The following is a 19,097-nucleotide window of genomic DNA, read 5'->3' on the forward strand; positions in this document are numbered from 1 at the left end:
GCCTACATGACCTTGGACAGAAAGGCTTTCGTCCGCTCGTGTTGGGGGTTACCCATGATGTCGACGGGGTCCCCGCGTTCGACGACCACTCCGCCGTCCATGAACACAAGTTCGTCGGCGACCTCGCGCGCGAAGCCCATCTCGTGTGTCACCACCACCATCGTCATGCCCTCGGAGGCGAGCTTCTGCATCACCGCCAGCACCTCGCCCACCAGTTCGGGATCCAGCGCGGAGGTCGGCTCGTCGAACAGCATCAGCTTGGGGCTCATGGCCAGCGCCCGCGCGATCGCGACCCGCTGCTGCTGCCCGCCGGACAGCTGGGCCGGGTAGGCGGTGGCCTTGTCCGCCAGCCCGACCTGTTCGAGCAGATCCATCCCCCGCTCGATCATCTGTTTCTTGTTGACGCGTTTCACCTGGGTCGGCGCCTCGACCACATTGCCCAGCGCGGTCCGGTGCGGGAACAGGTTGAAGTGCTGGAACACCATGCCCACGTCGCGACGCTGCTTGGCGACCTCACGGGGCTTCATCTCGTAGAGCTTGCCGCCGCGCTCGTTGTAGCCGACGAGCGCGCCGTCGACGTAGAGCCGGCCGGCGCTGACGGTTTCGAGGTGATTGATACAGCGCAGGAACGTCGACTTGCCAGAGCCCGAGGGCCCGACGAGTACCAGTACCTGACCCTTCTGCACCTCCAGTGTGATGCCCTTGAGCACCTTGAGGGCCCCGAAGTCCTTGCAGACCAGTTCGGCCTTCACCATGGGATGAGCGGCCTTCTCCGGTGTCGTCACGGCAGGGTATCCATCTGCGCCTTCGCCAGCGCCTCGAGTTGCTTGGTGGTCAGCTTGCGCGACACGCCCCGGGAGAAGTGCCGCTCCAGGTAGAACTGGCCGACCATCAGCACGCTGGTGATGACCAGATACCAGGTGGCGGCGACCAAGAGCAGTGGCACCGGTTCGAAGATGCGTGCGGCGATCTCGCGGGTGGCGATGCCGTAGACGTCCAATGCGTAGGGCACCGCAGTCACCAGTGACGTCGTCTTGAGCAGGCTGATCAGCTCATTGCCGGTGGGCGGGATGATGACCCGCATCGCCTGCGGCAGCACGGTACGGCGCATCGCCAGCCCCCAGGACATACCCAACGCCGTGGATGCTTCCAGCTGACCCTCGGGCACCGACAGGATGCCGGCCCGGACGATCTCGGCCATGTAGGCCGCTTCGTTGAGGGCCAGGCCGATGACCGCCAGCGCGAACGGGAACGACAGACTCTGCAGGTCGATCTCGAAGAACGACGGGCCGAAGGGCACGCCCAACTGGATCTTCTGATAGATCGTCGGCATCAGCCCCCAGAACACCAGCTGCACATAGACCGGCGTGCCGCGGAATATCCACAGGAACACCCATGCGACCGAACTGAGCACCGGATTCGCCGACAGCCGCATCACCGTGAGGATCACGCCGAGCACGACACCGATGACCATCGCGTAGATGGTCAGCTGCAGGGTGTTGAACACGCCGAGCAGAATCCGCTCGTTGAACAGATACTCGGCGAACGTGGACCAGCCGTATGCCGGGTTGGTGGCCGCTCCGTAGAGAAAGAGGCCGACCACGATGATGATGACGGTTGCCGCCACCCACCTCCAGGGATGGCGCAGCGGGACTGCGTCGATGGCTTGCGGTGGGGTGGATTCCACCGGATCGGACGGTGGCGGCGAACCGGCATCACTCATAGGTGTCGAATTCCCCTAGGAGACCGCGCCGTTGATCACCGGCTTGTCGATCATGCCCTCTTCCAGACCCCAGTTCGCGGCGATCTCCTTGTACTTGCCGGACTCGATCAGATGCTCGAGTGCCTGCAGGAGGGACTGCGCCAGCGGGGATTCCTTCTCCACCGGCCAGCCGTACGGCGCGGAATCGAAGGTCTCGCCGGCCTGCTCCAGCTTGCCGTTGGTCTGCTTGATCGCGTACAGCGTCACCGGGGAATCGGCCGACATGGCGTCCGCCTGCCCCAACACGACGGCGTTGGTGGCCGCGTCCTGGCTGTCGAACGGAATGATCTCGATGGGCGGCTGGCCCGCTTCGGTGCACTTCACGTTTCGGGCGGGAAGCTCATCGGTCTCCTGCACGGTGGTCGCCTGCACCGCGACCTTCTTCCCGCATGCGTTCTCCGGGTCGATGTCACCGCCCGCCGGCTGCGCCCACAGGGTGCCTGCGGAGAAGTAGGTGACGAAGTCGACCTGCTCCTCACGCTCTTTGCTGTCGGTGAACGACGACATGCCGACGTTGAAGGTCCCGCCCTGGATGGACGGGATGATCTTGGAGAAATCGGACTCGCGGTACTCCGGGGTCAGCCCGAGCGTTCCGGCGACGGCGTTCATCAGGTCGACGTCGAATCCGACGATCTTGCCGGTTTCGTCCTTGAACTCGTTGGGCGCGTAAGGGATGTTCACCCCGACGATCAGTTTGCCCGAGGCCTTGATCGCTTCCGGGACGGTGTTCGCGATCTCCTCCACCTTGTCGGCCGGCGCGGCCGCGGTCGGCGACTCTTCACCACCGCTCGGCTCCGAACTCGAACAGCCGGACAGCGTCAAGGCGCCGGTCGCGGCGAACACGGCCGCGATGCGCCAGAATTTGGTCCGGTCCTGGATTCCAGAAAACACGGTATCCCTCTACTTTCTTTTATGAGTTGTCGCAGTCTCGTCTGTCGACATCTCCAGCCAAGGACGTTAACGACCGATGGCCCAGCGCGCAGCGCCGGTAACGGAACAGTAGTGGAGCCGTAACCTCCAAGCAGGAGAACGCGACAGTCCTCATCAAATTGCAGTGACCGCGGCGCACCCGACGGGCCTGCGGAATCAGTACCTCCCGCTTGGACATGGCTACTGTCGCGGGCGGTTTCGCACCCCCGCGGGCCTGCCCGGCGGTCCGGATTACGGACCGGCGGACCCCATCCTGTGCGACACTCACCCCATGCAAACCGCTGCTGCCCCAACCCTGTTGCCGCAACTGTGGAAGGCGACCCTGGTCTCGGGTCTGCTGGCCGTTGCCCTCGGCGTCGCCGTGGTCGCGTGGCCGGGCAAGACCATCCTGGTGGCCGCCATCTTCTTCGGGGCCTACCTGCTGGTGACCGGCATCTCCCAGATCGTGCTGGCGTTCAGCCTCAAGGTGTCGACCGGCGGCCGGGTGCTGCTGTTCATCAGCGGTGCCGCATCCGTCGTTCTCGGGGCGCTGGCACTCATTCGGATCACCGACGCGGTATTGCTGCTGGCCATCTGGGTCGGTGTCGGATTCGTCTTCCGCGGTGTGGCGACGGCCATGTCGGCGATCAGCGACCCGACACTGCCGGGTCGGGCCTGGAACATCTTCGTCGGCGTGATCAGTCTGATCGCAGGCATCATCGTGCTGGCGGCGCCGTTCGAATCGCTGGGCACGCTGACCTTGGTCGCCGGTCTCTCGTTGATCATCATCGGCGTCATGGAGGTTGTCACGGCGTTCGGCATCCGGTCCGCCTCCAGGAAGCTCGCGCCCGCAGCGCCGGAGGCACCGCCCACCGAGCCACCGGCGCCCGCGGTGGCCGCGCCGACCAGCTGAGTAATCCGCGCCACGATTCCGGCAAGCGGACAAGGGAACTACTACACTCTGTCGTAGCCGAGCAATGGAGCTCGACCCGCAGCCGAGAAGTTGGTGCACATGGAAGCGCTCGACGTCGCACGGTGGCAGTTCGGAATCACCACCGTCTACCACTTCATCTTCGTGCCGCTCACGATCGGCCTGGCGCCGCTGATCGCGGTGTTCCAGACGTTGTGGGTGATCACCGACAACACCGCCTGGTACCGACTGACCAGGTTCTTCGGCAAGCTCTTCCTGATCAACTTCGCGCTCGGCGTGGCCACCGGGATCGTCCAGGAATTCCAGTTCGGGATGAACTGGAGCGAGTACTCGCGATTCGTCGGTGACGTCTTCGGCGCACCGCTGGCCATGGAGGGCCTGGTCGCGTTCTTCTTCGAATCGACCTTCCTGGGCCTGTGGATCTTCGGCTGGACCCGGCTGCACCGGCTGGTACACCTGGCCTGTATCTGGATCGTCGCGCTCGCCGTCAACGCCTCGGCGTTCTTCATCATTGCCGCGAACTCCTTCATGCAGCACCCGGTCGGTGCGCGGTACAACCCGGAGACCGGGCGCGCCGAACTGACAAGCATCGTCGAATTGTTCACCAACAACACTGCGCTGGCGGCCTTCCCACACGCGGTGGCCGGCTCGTTCCTGGTGGCCGGGACATTCGTCGCGGGCATCTGTGCGTGGTGGATGGTGCGCGACCCCGACAATCCCGACGCCAGGACCATGCACCGCCCGGCCGCCATCCTCGGCTGCCTGGTCGCGTTCGTCTCCGCAGCCGCGCTGTCCTACACCGGTGACGTCCAGGGCAAGCTGATGTTCCAGCAGCAGCCGATGAAGATGGCCTCGGCCGAATCGTTGTGCCACACCGAGACCGACCCCGACTTCTCCATCCTCACCGTCGGCACGCACAACAACTGCGACAGCGTCACGCACCTGATCGAGGTGCCTTACGTGCTCCCCTTCCTGGCCGAGGGCAAGTTCAGCGGCGTCGAGCTACAGGGCGTGCAGGATCTGCAGGCCGAATACGAGCAGAAGTTCGGCCCCGGCGACTACCGCCCCAACCTGTTCGTCACCTACTGGTCGTTCCGGGCGATGATCGGCTTCCTCGCGGTGCCAATGCTTTTCGCCATGACCGCCCTATGGCTCACCCGCGGCGGCCGGATACCCCGGCAGCGCTGGTTCGCCGTGTTCGCGCTGGCGACGCTGCCGACACCGTTCCTGGCCAACAGCGCCGGCTGGGTGTTCACCGAGATGGGCCGCCAGCCATGGGTGGTCGCCCCCAACCCGACCGGCGATCCGGTGCTGCGCCTCACCGTGTCCCAAGGTGTGTCGAACCATTCCGCGGGCATGGTGCTGACCTCTCTGATCATCTTCACCGCGATCTATGCGGTGCTGGCGGTGATCTGGTTCTGGTTGATCCGGCGCTATGTCGTCGAAGGACCGCTCGAGCACGACACCGAACCCATCCCACCGAGCCCGCCCGGCGAGGACGAGGTCGCACCGCTCTCGTTCGCGTACTAGGAGGCGCATCATGGATCTTCAGATCTTCTGGTTTGTCACGCTGGCAGTGCTGTTCGTCGGCTTCCTGGTGTTGGAGGGGTTCGACTTCGGGGTCGGGATGCTCATGGCCATTTTCGGCCGCAGCGCCGCCGCGACATCCCGGGACCCCGAGAAGCAGCGGCGCGCGGTGCTCAACACCATCGGCCCGGTCTGGGACGGCAACGAGGTGTGGCTGATCACCGCCGGCGGCGCCATGTTCGCCGCGTTCCCGGCGATGTACGCCACCCTGTTCTCCGGGTTGTACTTCCCGTTGCTGGCCATTCTGGTGGCGATGATCGTGCGCATCTGCGCCATCGAATGGCGCGGCAAGGTCGACGATCCGACGTGGCGCCGCCGGGCCGATATCGCCATCGCGGTCGGATCCTGGGTGCCCGCGGTGCTCTGGGGCGTGACCTTCGCGGCGCTGCTGCGCGGCCTGCCGGTGGATGCCGAGCAACAGATCTCGCTGCGGTTCGGCGATGTGCTCAACCCGTACACAATCCTGGGCGGGCTGTCGACGTGTGGACTGTTCCTGCTGCACGGGGCGGTGTTCGTGACACTGAAGACCGAAGGTGCAGTGCGTACCGACGCCCGCCGTTACTCGCGACGGCTGGCGCTGCCGGTGACCGCGGCGCTGCTCGTCTTCGGGCTGTGGACGCAATTGGCCTACGGCACCCATTGGACCTGGCTGGTGCTCGGGTTCGCGGTGGTGTGTCAGCTGAGCGTGGTCATGCTGGTGTTCACCGACGGCGGTGACGGCCTGGCGTTCAGTTCCACCGCCGCGGTGGTGATCGCCGTGGTGGTGCTGATCTTCGGCTGCCTGTACCCGAATCTCATCCCGTCGTCGCTCGACCCGGCCTGGAGCCTCACCATCGACAACGCGTCCTCCTCGGACTACACCCTGAAGATCATGACCTGGGCCGCGGTGCTGGTCACCCCGCTGGTTCTCGTCTACCAGGGCTGGACGTACTGGGTGTTCCGGCAACGCATCTCGGCCGAACGGATACCGGATCCCGCGGGGCTGTCCCCGCGGATACCGTGAGATCCGGTGTCTCCCCGTCGCTGCGCTCGCCCCAGCAGTGGCAGAACTCCCCCGGAATGCGCCGCTACCTCGCCGCGGCGGTGCTGTACGGCGCGGTGATCAGCGCGGCCACCATCGCGGGCGCGTGCGTGCTGGCCCGGGTGGTCGCGGGGGTCATCACCGACCCCGGCACCCGCGCGCTCGGGCACTGGACCACCGAGCTGACGCTGCTGGCCGGTGTGTGGGCGGCGCGGGTTGTCGCACAACGCCTTCAGGCCGGCCTGAGCCAGCGAGCGGCCACCGCGGCAATCGGAGAGCTGTCCACGAACGTACTGCGTGCGGTGACCGCGCTGCCGCCGCAGCGATTGCAGGAGGTGCGCGACGAGGCCACCGTCGTGGTCACCCGTGGCCTGGACGGGCTACGGCCGTACTTCACCGGCTACCTGCCCGCGGTCATCTCGGCCGGGATTCTCACCCCCGCAACCGTCGTGGTGCTCGCCGTCACCGATCTGCAGGCTGCCGCTGTGGTGGCCGTCGCCCTGCCGCTCATCCCGTTGTTCATGGTGCTCATCGGGCGTCTGACGGCCGACCGGTCTGCCGCTGCGCTGACCGCCATGACCACCCTGCAGTCCCGGTTGCTGGACCTCGTCGCCGGGATACCGACCCTGCGGGCGCTAGGCCGGGCATCCGGGCCCGCGCACCGTATCTCGGAACTGAGTGCCGCACACCGTCGGTCGGCGATGGAAACACTGCGCATCGCCTTCCTGTCGGCGGCGGTGCTCGAGCTGATCGCCACCCTCGGTGTCGCCCTGGTCGCGGTCAATGTGGGCCTGCGGCTGGTGTTCGGCGAGATGACGCTCGTCGCGGCGCTGACGGCGCTGCTGCTGGCCCCGGAGGTCTTCTGGCCGTTGCGTAGGGTCGGCGTGCAGTTCCACGCCGCTCAGGACGGCAAGGCGGCCGCCGGCGCCGCCCTGAAACTGCTCGACGCCCAACCCCGGCACCGCACCGGGATCCGGGTGCCGGCCGCCGCGCATATCGGGATCGGTCTGCAGGGGCTGTCGGTCGCCGGGCGGGACGGCCTGGCACCCGAGGACCTGAGCGCCACCATGGCGCCCGGCCGCGTCACCGTGCTCACCGGACCCAACGGCGCCGGGAAGAGCACCGCGGTGGCCGCCATCCTGGGGTTGACCGAACCCACCTCGGGCCGGGTGCTGATCGACGGTGTCGACATCGCCGATGTCGATCTGGCGCACTGGTGGCGCCGCGTCTCGTGGCTCCCGCAGCGCCCGGCGTTGCTGCCGGGCACCGTACGCAGCAATCTGGAGATGTTCGGCCCGTTGGCCGATATCGACGCTGCCTGCCGGGCGGCGGCGTTCGACGAGGTGCTGGCCACCCTGCCCGACGGCCTCGACGAGGTCATCGGGCGCGGCGGCACCGGACTGTCCCTGGGGCAACGCCAGCGTCTCGGGCTGGCGCGGGCGCTGGGGTCCGACGCGCCGGTGCTGCTCCTCGACGAGCCGACCGCGCACCTCGACGGTGACGCGGAAGCACGTGTGCTGTCGGCGATCTCCGCCCGGGCCGCGGCCGGTGCGACCGTCGTGGTGGTCGGCCACCGCGGACCGGTCCTCGCCATCGGCGACGATGTCGTGCGACTGGACGGTGCACATGTCTCTCCGTGAGGTGTGGCTGCTCCTGCAGCCCCGCGCCGCGCGCCTGTTGCTCGCGGTGCTGTTCGGCACCCTCGCGCTCGGCAGCGCGCTGGCGCTGGCCACCGTCGCGGCCTGGCTGATCACCCGAGCCTGGCAGATGCCGCCGGTGCTCGACCTGACGGTGGCCGTCGTGGCGGTCCGGGCACTCGGCATCTCCCGCGGGGTGTTCAGTTACTGCGAGCGACTTGCCATCCACGACACCGCATTACGCGCCGCGGGTACCACCCGGGTCGGCCTGTACCGCAGGCTGATCGAGGTGCCTCCCGAGACCGCGCTGCGTTGGCACAGCGGCGATCTGGTGGCCCGGGTCGGCGCCTCGGTCGACGACCTCGCCGATGTCCTGGTGCGCGCCATCCTGCCGATGGCCGTGGCCACCGTGCTCTCCGGCGCGGCGGTCATCATCATCGCGGTCATCTCACCGCCGGCGGCGGCGATCCTGGCGGTGAGTCTGCTGCTGGCCGGCGTGGCCGCACCGTGGCTGTCGGCGCGGGCCGCTGCCGCCACCGAAGCGCTGGCCGCCCGACACCACAGCGCCCGCGACACGGCGACCGTGCAGGCGCTGGAGCATGCGGCCGAACTACGGGTGTCGGGTCGCCTCGATGAGGTGATCGCCGAATCTGCCCGGGAACACCACGATCTGGGGCGCGCTCAGGACCGCGCGGCGGCGCCCGCCGCGTCCGCGAGCGCGGTGTCCACGGCTGCGGTCGGGATTTCGGTGCTCGGTGCCGTCATCGTCGGGATCATGATTGCCGGGCACACCAGCCCGATGTCGCTGGCCATCTTGATGCTGGTGCCGTTGTCGGCGTTCGAGGCAACCGCGGCGCTGCCCGCAGCCGCCGCCCAACTGGTGCGCTCCCGGATCGCCGCCCGCAGGCTCACCGACCTGACCGCGCCGGTGTCGCCCACCCGGCACCGGCCCGAAATCGGCCAGGTGAACCTGTCCCCCGGTGACCGGCTTGCCGTGCTCGGCCCGAGCGGATGCGGGAAGACCACCCTTCTGATGTCCATCGCCGCCGGCTACCCCGAGAGCCCGTTGACCGCAGCGTTCTTCGCCGAGGATGCACACCTGTTCGACACCACGGTGCGGGACAACCTGCTGGTGGGACGCGGCGACGCCACCGACGAGCAGCTGACCACGGCGCTGCACGATGTCGGGCTGGGCGGGTGGCTGGCCGGGTTGCCCGACGGGCTGTCGACCATGCTGACGGGCGGAGCCGCCGCCGTCTCGGCCGGGCAGCGCCGGCGCCTGCTGCTGGCCAGAGCGCTCATCTCGGACTTCCCGATCCTGCTGCTCGACGAGCCGACCGAGCATCTCGACGCCGCCGACAGCGATCGCCTCATCACCGAGTTGCTCGCCCCGGGAGGCTTGCTGGCCGCCGACCGGACCGTCGTCGTCGCCACCCATCATCTGCCCGCCGAACTGGATTGCCCGGCGATCCGGCTCGGCTCGGAGAGAGGCCCAGCCCGGTAGTCTGGACCGTCATGAGCTCCCCAGGGCCGTACCCCGCGCCGCACGCGCCCTATCCCGCGCAATATCCGCCGTACCCCGGCCATCCGCCGATGGGACCCCGCAACCAGCTGGGCACCTGGGCACTGGGGCTGGCCGTGCTGGCGCTGCTGTTCTCGTGGAGCATCGTCGGCGGTGTCGTCGGCGGCGCGATCGCGGTGGTGCTGGGATTCGCCGGGCGTGGCCGGGCGACGCGCGGTGCGGCCGACAACGGCCCCATCGCGAACGCCGGGATCGGTTTGGGCGCACTGGCCGTCATCGTCGGGGTGGCCTTCGTCCCGGTCTGGATCGGCTTCTTCACCGAGGCCGGCATGGGCGACTACGTCAGGTGCATGGAGCAGGCCGGCGCCGACCGCACCGCACAGGGACAGTGCGAGAACACCTTCCGCGAGCGGGTCGAGCGGGAATACGGTCTCTCCGGCGGCTAACGCGCCGGGAAATACTTGACGATCCCTTCCTGCATCACCGTCGCCAGCGCCTCGCCGCGCTCATTGAAGAAGTGTCCGCCGCCCAGTCCGCGCGAGGCGGCAGCCACCGGCGACGACGTCGAGTACAGCACCCACTCGTCGAAGCGGATCGGTCGGTGAAACCACACCGTGTGGTTCATGGTCACCGCGAAAATCCGGTCGTAACCCCAGGACAGGCCGTGCGTGGTGATGATCGAATCGAGCACCGTGGTGTCCGAGGAGTAGACCAGGGCGCCGGCGTGCAGCACCGGGTCATCGGGCATCGGGCCGTCGGCGGTCAGCCACACCCGGTTGTGGTCGAGTTGACCGCCCTTGTCCCGCATCACCCAGGCCGGGTCATTGGTGTAGCGCCACTGAATGGGCCGCAGCGCACTGACGAAATGCGGCACCGTCTCCTCGTAGCCCACCAGGAGTTCATCGATGGTGGGCAGCGAGTCCGGGGCGGGTACCTGGGGTGCGGCGATGTTGTGCTCCAGCCCACGGCCACCGGCAAGATGCGAGACCAGCGCGGTGCCCAGCAGCGCGCCGTCCTGGGTGACGTCCACCCTGCGATTGGTGAACCGCCGTTCGTCGCGCAGGCGAACGACCTCGAACTCGAGGTCTTTCTCGGTGTCGCCACCGGCGATGAAATGCATCGACAACGTGCTCGGCGGCAGGTTGTCGGGCACCGTGCGACTCGCGGCCACGAAGGCCTGCGCCATCATCTGCCCACCGAAGGTGCGTACCGGGTTGCGGCTCGGATGCGTGCCGGTGAACGCATCCTCGCCGACCCGGGTGAGATCGAGAACCGTCAGCAGTTCCTGCAGATGCTCCGCCGACAAGTCTGGCTCCGGTCTCTAGTGGTCGTCCTCGCCGATCCGGTGGACGTGGATCAGGTTGGTCGAGCCTACTGTGCCAGGCGGCGCGCCAGCGACGATGACCACCAGGTCACCGCGCTTGTAGCGGCCCAGGTCCAGCAACGACTGATCGACCTGCCGGATCATGCCGTCGGTGGTGTCGATGTGCGGCACGATGAACGTCTCGGTGCCCCAGGTCAACGCCAGCTGACTGCGCACCTCGGGTAGCGCGGTGAACGCCAGCAGCGGCAGCGGCGTGTGCAGCCGGGCCAACCGGCGCACGGTGTCACCGGACTGGGTGAACGCGACCAGCGCCTTGGCCTCCAACCGCTCGCCGATATCGCGGGCGGCATAGGAGATGACGCCGCGCTTGGTGCGCGGCACGTGGGTCAGTGGCGGCGCCTCGGTGGAGTTCCCCTCGACCGCCGACAGGATGCGGCCCATGGTCCGCACCGCTTCGAGCGCGAACTTGCCCACCGACGTCTCACCGGACAGCATCACCGCGTCGGCGCCGTCGAGCACCGCGTTGGCCACATCGGAGGCCTCCGCACGGGTGGGACGCGAGTTCTCGATCATCGACTCCAGCATCTGGGTGGCGACGATCACCGGCTTGGCGTTCTCCCGCGCCATCTGGATGGCGCGCTTCTGCACCAGCGGCACCTCTTCGAGCGGCAGCTCGACGCCCAGGTCACCGCGGGCCACCATGATGGCGTCGAAGGCCAGCACGATCGCCTCGAGGTTCTCGATCGCCTCGGGCTTTTCCATCTTGGCGATCACCGGGACCCGGCGCCCCACCCGGTCCATGACCTCGTGGACCAGCTCGACATCGGCGGGCGAGCGCACGAACGAGAGCGCCACCAGGTCGACGCCGAGCCGCAGCGCGAATTCCAGGTCCTCGATGTCCTTCTCCGACAGCGCGGGCGCCGAGACGTTCATCCCGGGCAGCGACATGCCCTTGTTGTTACTGACCTTGCCGCCCTCGGTGACGGTGCACACAACGTCGTCACCGTCGATGTGTTCGACGACGAGACCGACGTTGCCGTCGTCGACCAGGACACGGTCGCCGGGCGTGGCGTCCTTGGCCAGTCGCTTGTAGGTGGTGCTCACCCGGTCGTGGGTGCCCACGCAGTCCTCGACGGTGATACGGATGGTCTCACCGTTCTTCCACACCGTGGGGCCGTCGGCGAAGCGCCCCAGCCGGATCTTGGGTCCCTGCAGGTCAGCGAGGATGCCGACGGCCCGACCAGTGGAATCGGAGGCCGCCCGGACCCGCCGGTAGGACTCCTCGTGGTCGGCGTAGTCGCCGTGGCTGAAGTTCAGTCGTGCGACGTCCATGCCCGCCTCGACCAGGGCACGTACCGACTCATCGGTGGAGGTTGCCGGGCCGAGGGTACAGACGATCTTTCCGCGTCTATTCACGTCGCATGAGCATAGTCGTTAATCGATTCAGATGACGGCCAGAGGGAGAGCACCGGGCCGCACGGGTGCCGGCAGGTCGGAGTCCCCCATGAGGTAGGCGTCCACCGCCTGGGCGGCGCTGCGGCCCTCGGCGATGGCCCAGACGATCAGCGACGCGCCCCGGTGCGCGTCGCCGCACACGAAGACTCCGGGCTCCTCGGTCTGCCAGTCCGATCCGCAGGACAGCGTGCCGCGGCCGTTGCGCCGCAGCCCGAGACCATCCAGCAGCGCCATCTCCTCGACACCCTCGAACCCGATGGCCAGCAGCGCCAGGTCACACGGCAGTTCGATGGGATCCCCGACCGGGGTGATCACGCGGCGGCCGAGACCGTCCCGCTCGACCTTGACCTCGGCGATCTGCATGGCCCGCACGTTGCCCTGCTCGTCGCCGAGGAACCGCTGCACGGCCACCTCGAAGCGCCGGGCCCCGCCCTCGGCGTGCGCCGGCGAGGTGCGCAGCAGCAGCGGCCAGGTGGGCCACGGCGAGCGCTCGTCGTCGCGCGCCTCCGGCGGTGCCGGGTTGTAGTCCAGCTGGGTCACCGAGATGGCGCCCTGCCGGTGCGCGGTGCCCAGGCAGTCTGCGCCGGTGTCGCCGCCACCGATGATGACGACGTGCTTGCCGGCGGCGGTCAGCTCGGCGGGGCCGTCACCCTCGCATTCCTTGTTGGCGGGTACCAGATGTTCCATCGCCAGATGCACACCGTTGAGTTCGCGCCCCTCGACGTCGTTGTCCCTGCCCTTCAGCGCACCGACGGCCAGCACGATGGCGTCGTGCTGGGCCCGCAGCGCCTCGATCGAAAGATCGACGCCGACCTCGCATTCGGTGACGAAACGCGTTCCCTCGGCCCGCATCTGGGACAGCCGCTGGTTCAGCGTCGCTTTCTCCAGCTTGTACTCCGGGATGCCGTAGCGCATCAGCCCGCCGATGCGGTTGTCACGTTCGTAGACGGTGACATGATGCCCGGCCCGGGTGAGCTGCTGGGCGGCAGCCAGCCCGGCCGGGCCCGAACCCACCACGGCCACACTGCGTCCCGACGTGATGGCCGGCGGCTGCGGCTCCACCGAACCCGTCATCCAGGCGTGGTCGACGATGGACTGTTCGATCCGTTTGATGGTGACGCTGCCGCCGGTGGTCTCCTCGGCGATCGACAGCACGCAGGCCGCCTCGCACGGAGCCGGGCAGAGCCTGCCGGTGAACTCCGGGAAGTTGTTGGTTGCGTGCAGGCGGTCGCTGGCTGCGTCCCACCGCCCGCGACGCACCAGATCGTTCCACTCCGGTATCAGATTGCCCAGTGGGCAACCCGCAGTTCCCGAGTGGCAGAACGGGATTCCACAGTCCATGCAGCGACGGGCCTGCTGGGATACCTCGCCGGCCCGCTCGTGAGGATCCTGACTCTCGTACACCTCATGCCAGTCGCCGACCCGCTCGTCGACCGGCCGCTTGGCCGCGTCCAGCTTGCGCACCCTCAGAAAACCGTTCGGATCAGCCACGGCTGGCCTCCATGATCGCGGTGTCCACGTCTCGCCCTTCGGCCTTTGCCATCCGGGTGGCGCGCAGCACCCGCTCGTAATCGGTCGGCATGATCTTGGTGAACTGCGCGCTGCGGCGCGGCCAGTCCGCCAGTAGCGAGCCCGCAACGGTGCTCCCGGTGGCCTGCGCGTGCCGCGCCACCACGTCGTGCAGCCAGGTCAGGTCCTCGGGGTCGAGGCGCTGCAGATCCACCATCTCGGTGTTCACTTTCGCCGGATCGAGGCCGAGCACGAAGGCGATACCGCCCGACATCCCGGCCGCCATGTTGCGTCCGGTGTCGCCGAGCACCACCACCCGCCCACCGGTCATGTATTCGCAGGCATGGTCGCCGCAGCCCTCGACGACGGCCAACGCACCGGAGTTGCGGGCGCAGAAGCGCTCCCCGACCCGGCCGCGCAGAAAGACCTCGCCGGAGGTGGCCCCGAACAGCAGGGTGTTGCCGGCGATGACGTTGTCCTCGGGCAGGAACAGCACATCATCGGGCGGTCGGACGATGACGCGGCCACCCGAAAGGCCCTTGCCCACATAGTCGTTGGCGTCACCGATCAGGTCCAGGGTGACACCCGGGGGCAGGAATGCGCCCAGCGACTGCCCGGCCGAACCGGTCAGCGTGACATGGATGGTGTCATCCGGCAGACCGTCGGCACCGTAGCGACGGGTCACCTCCGACCCCAACAGCGTGCCCACCGTGCGGTTGACGTTGCGCACCGGCAGTTCCAGCCGGACCGGGTGTGCGTCCTCCAGAGCGCCGTCGGCGAGCGCCACCAGCGTCTGGTCCAGTGCCTGGGCCAGACCGTGATCTTGATCGCGCGACCTGCGGCGCGCAGTGATCTCGGCGCCGTGCGCATCCGTCGGGACCGCGAAGATCGGGCTGAGGTCCAGGCCGTGACTCTTCCAGTGCGCGACACCTTCGGCGGTGTCGAGCATCTCGACCCGGCCGATCGCCTCGTCGAGACTGCGGAAGCCGAGTTCGGCGAGCATCGTCCGGATGTCCTCGGCGATGAACTGGAAGAAGTTCTCCACGAACTCGGGTTTGCCGTTGAACCGCGCGCGCAGTTCCGGATTCTGGGTGGCCACCCCGACCGGGCAGGTGTCCAGGTGGCAGACCCGCATCATGATGCAGCCCGCGACCACCAGTGGCGCGGTCGCGAATCCGTACTCCTCGGCACCCAGGAGCGCAGCGACCATGACATCGCGGGCGGTACGCATCCCGCCATCGCACTGCACGGTGATGCGGTCACGTAGGCCGTTGAGCATCAGTGTCTGCTGAGTGTCGGCCAGGCCGATCTCCCAGGGTGCCCCGGCGTGCTTGAGCGAGGTCAGCGGCGCCGCGCCGGTGCCGCCGTCATACCCGGAGATCAGCACGACGTCGGCGTGCGCCTTCGAGACGCCCGCAGCCACCGTACCGACACCCACCGAGCTGACCAGCTTGACGTGGATACGGGCCTGGTCGTTGGCATTCTTCAGGTCGTGGATCAGCTGCGCCAGATCCTCGATCGAGTAGATGTCGTGGTGCGGCGGCGGTGAGATCAAACCCACTCCCGGAGTGGAATGCCGGGTCTTGGCGATATTGGGATATACCTTGTACCCCGGAAGCTGGCCACCCTCACCGGGTTTGGCGCCCTGTGCCATCTTGATCTGGATATCGGTGGCATTCACCAGGTAGTCGCTGGTCACACCGAACCGCCCGGACGCCACCTGCTTCACGGCGCTGCGCCGCCTGAGGTCATACAGCCGGTCGGCGTCCTCGCCGCCCTCACCGGAGTTCGAGCGTCCGCCCAGCTTGTTCATCGCAATGGCCATCGTCTCGTGCGCTTCGGCAGAGATGGACCCGTAGCTCATGGCGCCGGTGTTGAACCGCGTCACGATCGCTTCCGCCGATTCGACTTCCTCGAGCGGCACGGGTGCGCGTACTCCGGTCTTGAAGCCGAACAGGCCGCGCAACGCGCCACCCTCACGGGAGAGCCTGTTGACCTCCTCGGAGTACTTGGCGAAGACGTCGTGGCGTCCGGTGCGGGTCGAATGCTGCAGCAGGAAGACCACTTCCGGGGTGAACAGGTGCAACTCGCCATCGCGGCGGAACTGGTACTCCCCGCCGACCGACAACCGCCGGTAGGCACGTTCGGTGGGATTCTCCGGATAGGCGCGACGATGCCGGAACCTGACCTCTTGGGCCAGCACGTCCAAGCCGATGCCGCCGAGTTGCATCGGGGTGCCGGTGAAGTACTCGTCGATGACGGCGCGGTCCAGCCCGATCGCCTCGAACGCCTGGGCGCCGGTGTAGGAGGACACCGTCGAGATACCCATCTTGCTCATCACCTTCATCACGCCCTTGCCGAGCGCAGTCAGGTAGTTGCGCGCCGCGGTGGCCGGCTCGATACCGGTGAGCTCCCCTTCGCGGATCAGGTCCTCGATCGATTCGAAGGCCAGGTACGGGTTGACCGCTGCGGCGCCGAAACCGATCAGCATCGCAATATGGTGCACCTCGCGGGCATCACCGCTTTCCACCACCAGCCCGACACCGGTGCGTTCCTTGGTGTGCACCAGGTGGTGGTGCACCGCGGAGACGGCCAGCAGCGACGGTATCGGAGCCTTGGTGTGGTCGGAGTCGCGATCCGAGATCACCAGGGTGCGAGCGCCTTTCGCGATCGCCTCGCACGCGCGAATGCGCAGCTCCTCCAGCGCCTCGGCCAGGCCTTCCCCGCCGCGTTCCACGTCGTAGAGGGCGCGCAGAACGGCGGTGCGCAGACCGGGCTGCTCGCCGTCGTCGTTGACGTGCACGATCTTGTTGAGATCGTCGTTGTCGAGCACCGGCCAGCCGAGCCTGATCTGGCGACACGATGCCGCTGTCGGCTCCAACAGGTTCTCCTCGGGGCCCATCACCCGGCTCATGGAGGTGACGACGGCTTCCCGGATGGCATCCAGCGGAGGGTTGGTGACCTGGGCGAACAGTTCGACGAAATAGTCGTAGAGCAGCCGGGATCGTTGCGACATCACCGCGATCGGGGTGTCGGTGCCCATCGAGCCCAGCGGTTCGGCCCCGGATGCCGCCATGGGCGTCAGCAACACCCGCAGTTCTTCCTCGGTGTAGCCGAACGACACCTGCCTGCGCACCACCGATTCGTGATTGGGTTGCACGCGAACGCGATCCGGTAGGGTCTTGAGATCGAGCAACCCGGCGTGCAGCCATTCGCCGTAGGCGTGCGCACCGGCGAGTTCGTCCTTGATCTCGTCATCGGAGACGATGCGACCTGCCGCGGTGTCGATCAGGAACATCTTGCCGGGCTCGAGGCGCCCCTTGGCCACCACCTCGGCGCTGGGCACGTCGAGCACACCACTCTCACTGGCCAGGATGATGCGGTTGTCGATGGTGCGCCACCAGCGACCGGGCCGTAATCCGTTGCGGTCCAGAACCGCACCGACGACGGTGCCATCGGTGAAGGTCACGCAGGCGGGGCCGTCCCACGGCTCCATCAGCGAGGCATGGAACTGCCAGAACGCACGCCGGGCCGGGTCCATGGTGGCGTTGTTCTCCCAGGCCTCCGGGATCATCATCAACACCGCGTGCGGCAGGCTGCGACCACCCAGGTGCAGCAGCTCCAGCACCTGATCGAACGACGCGGAGTCCGACCCGTCCCTGGGGCAGATCGGCGAGAGGCGGCTCAGGTCACCGGGGATGAGCGTGCTGCTCAACTTGGCTTCGCGGGCATGCATGCGGTTGCGGTTGCCGCGGACAGTGTTGATCTCGCCGTTGTGCGCGACGAACCGGAACGGATGCGCCAGCGGCCACGACGGAAAGGTGTTCGTGGAGAAGCGGCTGTGCACGATGGCGATGGCACTCACGCAGCGATCGTCGCGCAGATCCGGAAAGAACTGCGGCAGCTGCATGGTGGTGAGCATGCCCTTGTAGGCGATGGTTCGGCTGGACAGCGACGGGAAGTAGACCGCACCCTGTTCGGCCCGCTTGCGCAGCGGGTACACCCGGCGGTCCAAGTCGATGCCGCCGCAGCCGCCGGAGGAGGTGACGAAAAGCTGTGCCATGTAGGGCATGCAGCCCACCGCGGTGGCCCCCACTTCGGCGCCGTCGGGATCGATCGGCACCTCGCGCCAGCCCAGGACCTCCAGGTGCTCCTCGGCGGCGATGGCCTCGATTCGTGCACACTCGGCGGCGCGGGCGTCCGGATCCTGCGGCAGGAAGCAGATTCCGGCGGCGAAGGTGTTGGCGCCGGCGGCATTTGGCTGCGGTAGATCGAAATCGACGACAGCGGCCAACAACTCGACCGGCAGCTGGATCAGAATTCCGGCGCCGTCACCACTGTTCGGCTCGGCGCCGGCCGCGCCGCGATGCTCAAGGTGCTCCAACGCGGTGAGTCCGTCCGAGACGATGCCGTGTGAGCGTCGACCCCCGATATCGGCGATCATGGCGACGCCACAGGAATCCGATTCGTTGTCCGGGTCGTATAAGCCTTGGGCCTTGGGAAGTGCCGAGAACAGCAAGCGAATCTACCTCCGCAGTCTCCGTGACGATAGGAGGGACTGCATCGGCCCGAAGCTGCAGTGTATCAGCGAGAACGTGTTACTTCCCGGCGATATTCAGCCGGTGAGAACAGTGGGGACCAGCGGGAACCCCGGCCAGTTCCGGACCACGGTCCATGCCACCGCGGCCACCACGACCGTGACGGTGGCCGCCATCGGCATGAGCGTCAGGCCGCGCCGCCACCGCACCACCAGCCACACCGCCAACGCAGGCAACGCCACCAGGAGGAAGACGTTGTCGATGACGGCGGCCGCCAGATCGCCGTTCAGCAGATCGTGCGTCATCCGCAGCCCGCCGCACGCCGGGCAATCCAGGCCGGTGAGCGCCTTGAAGGGGCAGCCGGGAAACAGGAACCCGGGCCGGTGCGGGTCGGCCAGGCCGATATAGGCCAAGGCGCCGGCGACGGCCACCCCGGCGCCGATCAGCCCGGCTCGGGCGGTCGCGCTCTCAGGTGCCATCGCGCAGCGGGCGGCCCTGCGGGTCGCGCACCTTGTCGGTCAGCAGCAGGATTGCGTCGATGATGCCCCAGATGATGGCACCGATTCCGCAGGTGAAGATGCCGACCAGCAGCTGCGCCACACCCAGTCCGGTGTAGCCCAGGTAGAAGCGTCCGATGCCGAGGATGCCGAACAACCCCAGCAGCTGCAGCAGGCCGGCGATGACCTTGGACTTCTCGGAATAGGGTTCCCCGGTCATGGGATGCCGCCCGTAGGGGGCCAGCGGATCGAAGTACGCACCCGGGGGCGGTGGCGGGTAACCCGGCTGGCCGGGTGGCGGGTAACCGGCACCGCCGGGCGGCGGCTGGTAGCCCGGCGGTGGGAAACTGCCCGGGTCGCCCCCGTACGACTGCGGATCCGTCATGACCTCAGGATGCCAGAAGA

At 67.7% G+C, this 19,097-nt stretch carries 15 protein-coding genes; 6 read left to right on the forward strand and 9 right to left on the reverse strand.

The window, feature by feature from the left end:
• Window positions 1-2: 2 nt before the first annotated feature.
• From C6A86_RS17155 to C6A86_RS17165, 3 genes are read right to left on the reverse strand one after another with little or no spacing between them, the layout of a single operon-like run.
• The gene (locus tag C6A86_RS17155) at window positions 3-755 is read right to left on the reverse strand and encodes an amino acid ABC transporter ATP-binding protein (protein ID WP_105361616.1); all 753 of its coding nucleotides are present in this window, start codon (window positions 753-755) and stop codon (window positions 3-5) included.
• Between the two features lie 26 nt (window positions 756-781).
• Window positions 782-1,723 carry an amino acid ABC transporter permease gene (locus tag C6A86_RS17160; RefSeq protein WP_105361615.1) on the reverse strand — a complete coding sequence of 314 codons (942 nt, stop codon included), beginning with the start codon at window positions 1,721-1,723 and terminating at the stop codon, window positions 782-784.
• A gap of 15 nt (window positions 1,724-1,738) precedes the next feature.
• A complete protein-coding gene (locus C6A86_RS17165) occupies window positions 1,739-2,653 on the reverse strand; it encodes an ABC transporter substrate-binding protein (protein WP_105361614.1) in 915 nt (304 codons plus the stop codon).
• A gap of 310 nt (window positions 2,654-2,963) precedes the next feature.
• Here C6A86_RS17165 and C6A86_RS17170 point away from each other — a divergent pair, with 310 nt between their 5' ends.
• The 6 genes from C6A86_RS17170 (at window position 2,964) to C6A86_RS17195 (ending at window position 9,815) form a co-directional block, all read left to right on the forward strand.
• Entirely contained in the window at window positions 2,964-3,584 is a 621-nt protein-coding gene (locus C6A86_RS17170) for an HdeD family acid-resistance protein (RefSeq protein ID WP_105361613.1), read from the forward strand.
• Between the two features lie 99 nt (window positions 3,585-3,683).
• A complete protein-coding gene (locus tag C6A86_RS17175; protein ID WP_311100803.1) occupies window positions 3,684-5,132 on the forward strand; it encodes a cytochrome ubiquinol oxidase subunit I in 1,449 nt (482 codons plus the stop codon).
• Window positions 5,133-5,142: 10 nt separating this feature from the next.
• Entirely contained in the window at window positions 5,143-6,192 is a 1,050-nt protein-coding gene (gene cydB, locus C6A86_RS17180; RefSeq protein ID WP_105363713.1) for a cytochrome d ubiquinol oxidase subunit II, read from the forward strand.
• Between the two features lie 56 nt (window positions 6,193-6,248).
• Window positions 6,249-7,850 carry a thiol reductant ABC exporter subunit CydD gene (gene cydD / locus C6A86_RS17185; RefSeq protein ID WP_105363712.1) on the forward strand — a complete coding sequence of 534 codons (1,602 nt, stop codon included), beginning with the start codon at window positions 6,249-6,251 and terminating at the stop codon, window positions 7,848-7,850.
• Window positions 7,837-9,351: an ATP-binding cassette domain-containing protein gene (locus tag C6A86_RS17190; RefSeq protein WP_105363711.1), complete on the forward strand. Its 1,515-nt coding sequence runs from the start codon at window positions 7,837-7,839 to the stop codon at window positions 9,349-9,351. Before cydD ends, C6A86_RS17190 begins: the two co-directional genes overlap by 14 nt.
• 11 nt (window positions 9,352-9,362) lie before the next feature.
• On the forward strand, window positions 9,363-9,815 hold the full coding sequence (locus C6A86_RS17195; protein WP_142406995.1) for a DUF4190 domain-containing protein: 453 nt from the start codon (window positions 9,363-9,365) through the stop codon (window positions 9,813-9,815).
• Here the strand turns inward: C6A86_RS17195 and C6A86_RS17200 are convergent.
• The 6 genes from C6A86_RS17200 to C6A86_RS17225 form a co-directional block, all read right to left on the reverse strand.
• Complete coding sequence (locus C6A86_RS17200) at window positions 9,812-10,675, reverse strand: acyl-CoA thioesterase II (RefSeq protein ID WP_105363709.1); 864 nt, start codon at window positions 10,673-10,675, stop codon at window positions 9,812-9,814. The genes C6A86_RS17195 and C6A86_RS17200 overlap by 4 nt on opposite strands.
• Before the next feature lie 15 nt (window positions 10,676-10,690).
• Window positions 10,691-12,109 (reverse strand): pyruvate kinase, encoded by a 1,419-nt coding sequence (pyk, locus tag C6A86_RS17205; RefSeq protein WP_105363708.1) that lies wholly within the window; start codon window positions 12,107-12,109, stop codon window positions 10,691-10,693.
• 27 nt (window positions 12,110-12,136) lie between these two features.
• Window positions 12,137-13,639 (reverse strand): glutamate synthase subunit beta, encoded by a 1,503-nt coding sequence (locus tag C6A86_RS17210; RefSeq protein ID WP_105363707.1) that lies wholly within the window; start codon window positions 13,637-13,639, stop codon window positions 12,137-12,139.
• On the reverse strand, window positions 13,632-18,176 hold the full coding sequence (gltB, locus tag C6A86_RS17215; RefSeq protein WP_105363706.1) for a glutamate synthase large subunit: 4,545 nt from the start codon (window positions 18,174-18,176) through the stop codon (window positions 13,632-13,634). The genes C6A86_RS17210 and gltB overlap by 8 nt, the downstream gene beginning before the upstream one ends.
• Before the next feature lie 96 nt (window positions 18,177-18,272).
• The gene (locus C6A86_RS17220) at window positions 18,273-18,674 is read right to left on the reverse strand and encodes a DUF2752 domain-containing protein (RefSeq protein ID WP_105363705.1); all 402 of its coding nucleotides are present in this window, start codon (window positions 18,672-18,674) and stop codon (window positions 18,273-18,275) included.
• Window positions 18,664-19,077 carry an NINE protein gene (locus tag C6A86_RS17225; RefSeq protein WP_105363715.1) on the reverse strand — a complete coding sequence of 138 codons (414 nt, stop codon included), beginning with the start codon at window positions 19,075-19,077 and terminating at the stop codon, window positions 18,664-18,666. The genes C6A86_RS17220 and C6A86_RS17225 overlap by 11 nt, the downstream gene beginning before the upstream one ends.
• Window positions 19,078-19,097 lie beyond the last annotated feature (20 nt).

Origin of the sequence: Mycobacterium sp. ITM-2016-00316 (assembly GCF_002968335.2) — a bacterium.
GTDB lineage: Bacteria > Actinomycetota > Actinomycetes > Mycobacteriales > Mycobacteriaceae > Mycobacterium.

What these genes read in the sequence shown, in the direction of transcription:
- C6A86_RS17155 (WP_105361616.1), bottom strand. Translation starts at nt 755, where the DNA reads ATGGTGAAGGCCGAACTGGTCTGCAAGGACTTCGGGGCCCTCAAGGTG.
- C6A86_RS17160 (WP_105361615.1), bottom strand. Translation starts at nt 1,723, where the DNA reads ATGAGTGATGCCGGTTCGCCGCCACCGTCCGATCCGGTGGAATCCACC.
- C6A86_RS17170 (WP_105361613.1), top strand. Translation starts at nt 2,964, where the DNA reads ATGCAAACCGCTGCTGCCCCAACCCTGTTGCCGCAACTGTGGAAGGCG.
- C6A86_RS17220 (WP_105363705.1), bottom strand. Translation starts at nt 18,674, where the DNA reads ATGGCACCTGAGAGCGCGACCGCCCGAGCCGGGCTGATCGGCGCCGGG.
- C6A86_RS17190 (WP_105363711.1), top strand. Translation starts at nt 7,837, where the DNA reads ATGTCTCTCCGTGAGGTGTGGCTGCTCCTGCAGCCCCGCGCCGCGCGC.
- cydD (WP_105363712.1), top strand. Translation starts at nt 6,249, where the DNA reads ATGCGCCGCTACCTCGCCGCGGCGGTGCTGTACGGCGCGGTGATCAGC.
- cydB (WP_105363713.1), top strand. Translation starts at nt 5,143, where the DNA reads ATGGATCTTCAGATCTTCTGGTTTGTCACGCTGGCAGTGCTGTTCGTC.
- C6A86_RS17225 (WP_105363715.1), bottom strand. Translation starts at nt 19,077, where the DNA reads ATGACGGATCCGCAGTCGTACGGGGGCGACCCGGGCAGTTTCCCACCG.
- C6A86_RS17175 (WP_311100803.1), top strand. Translation starts at nt 3,684, where the DNA reads ATGGAAGCGCTCGACGTCGCACGGTGGCAGTTCGGAATCACCACCGTC.
- C6A86_RS17195 (WP_142406995.1), top strand. Translation starts at nt 9,363, where the DNA reads ATGAGCTCCCCAGGGCCGTACCCCGCGCCGCACGCGCCCTATCCCGCG.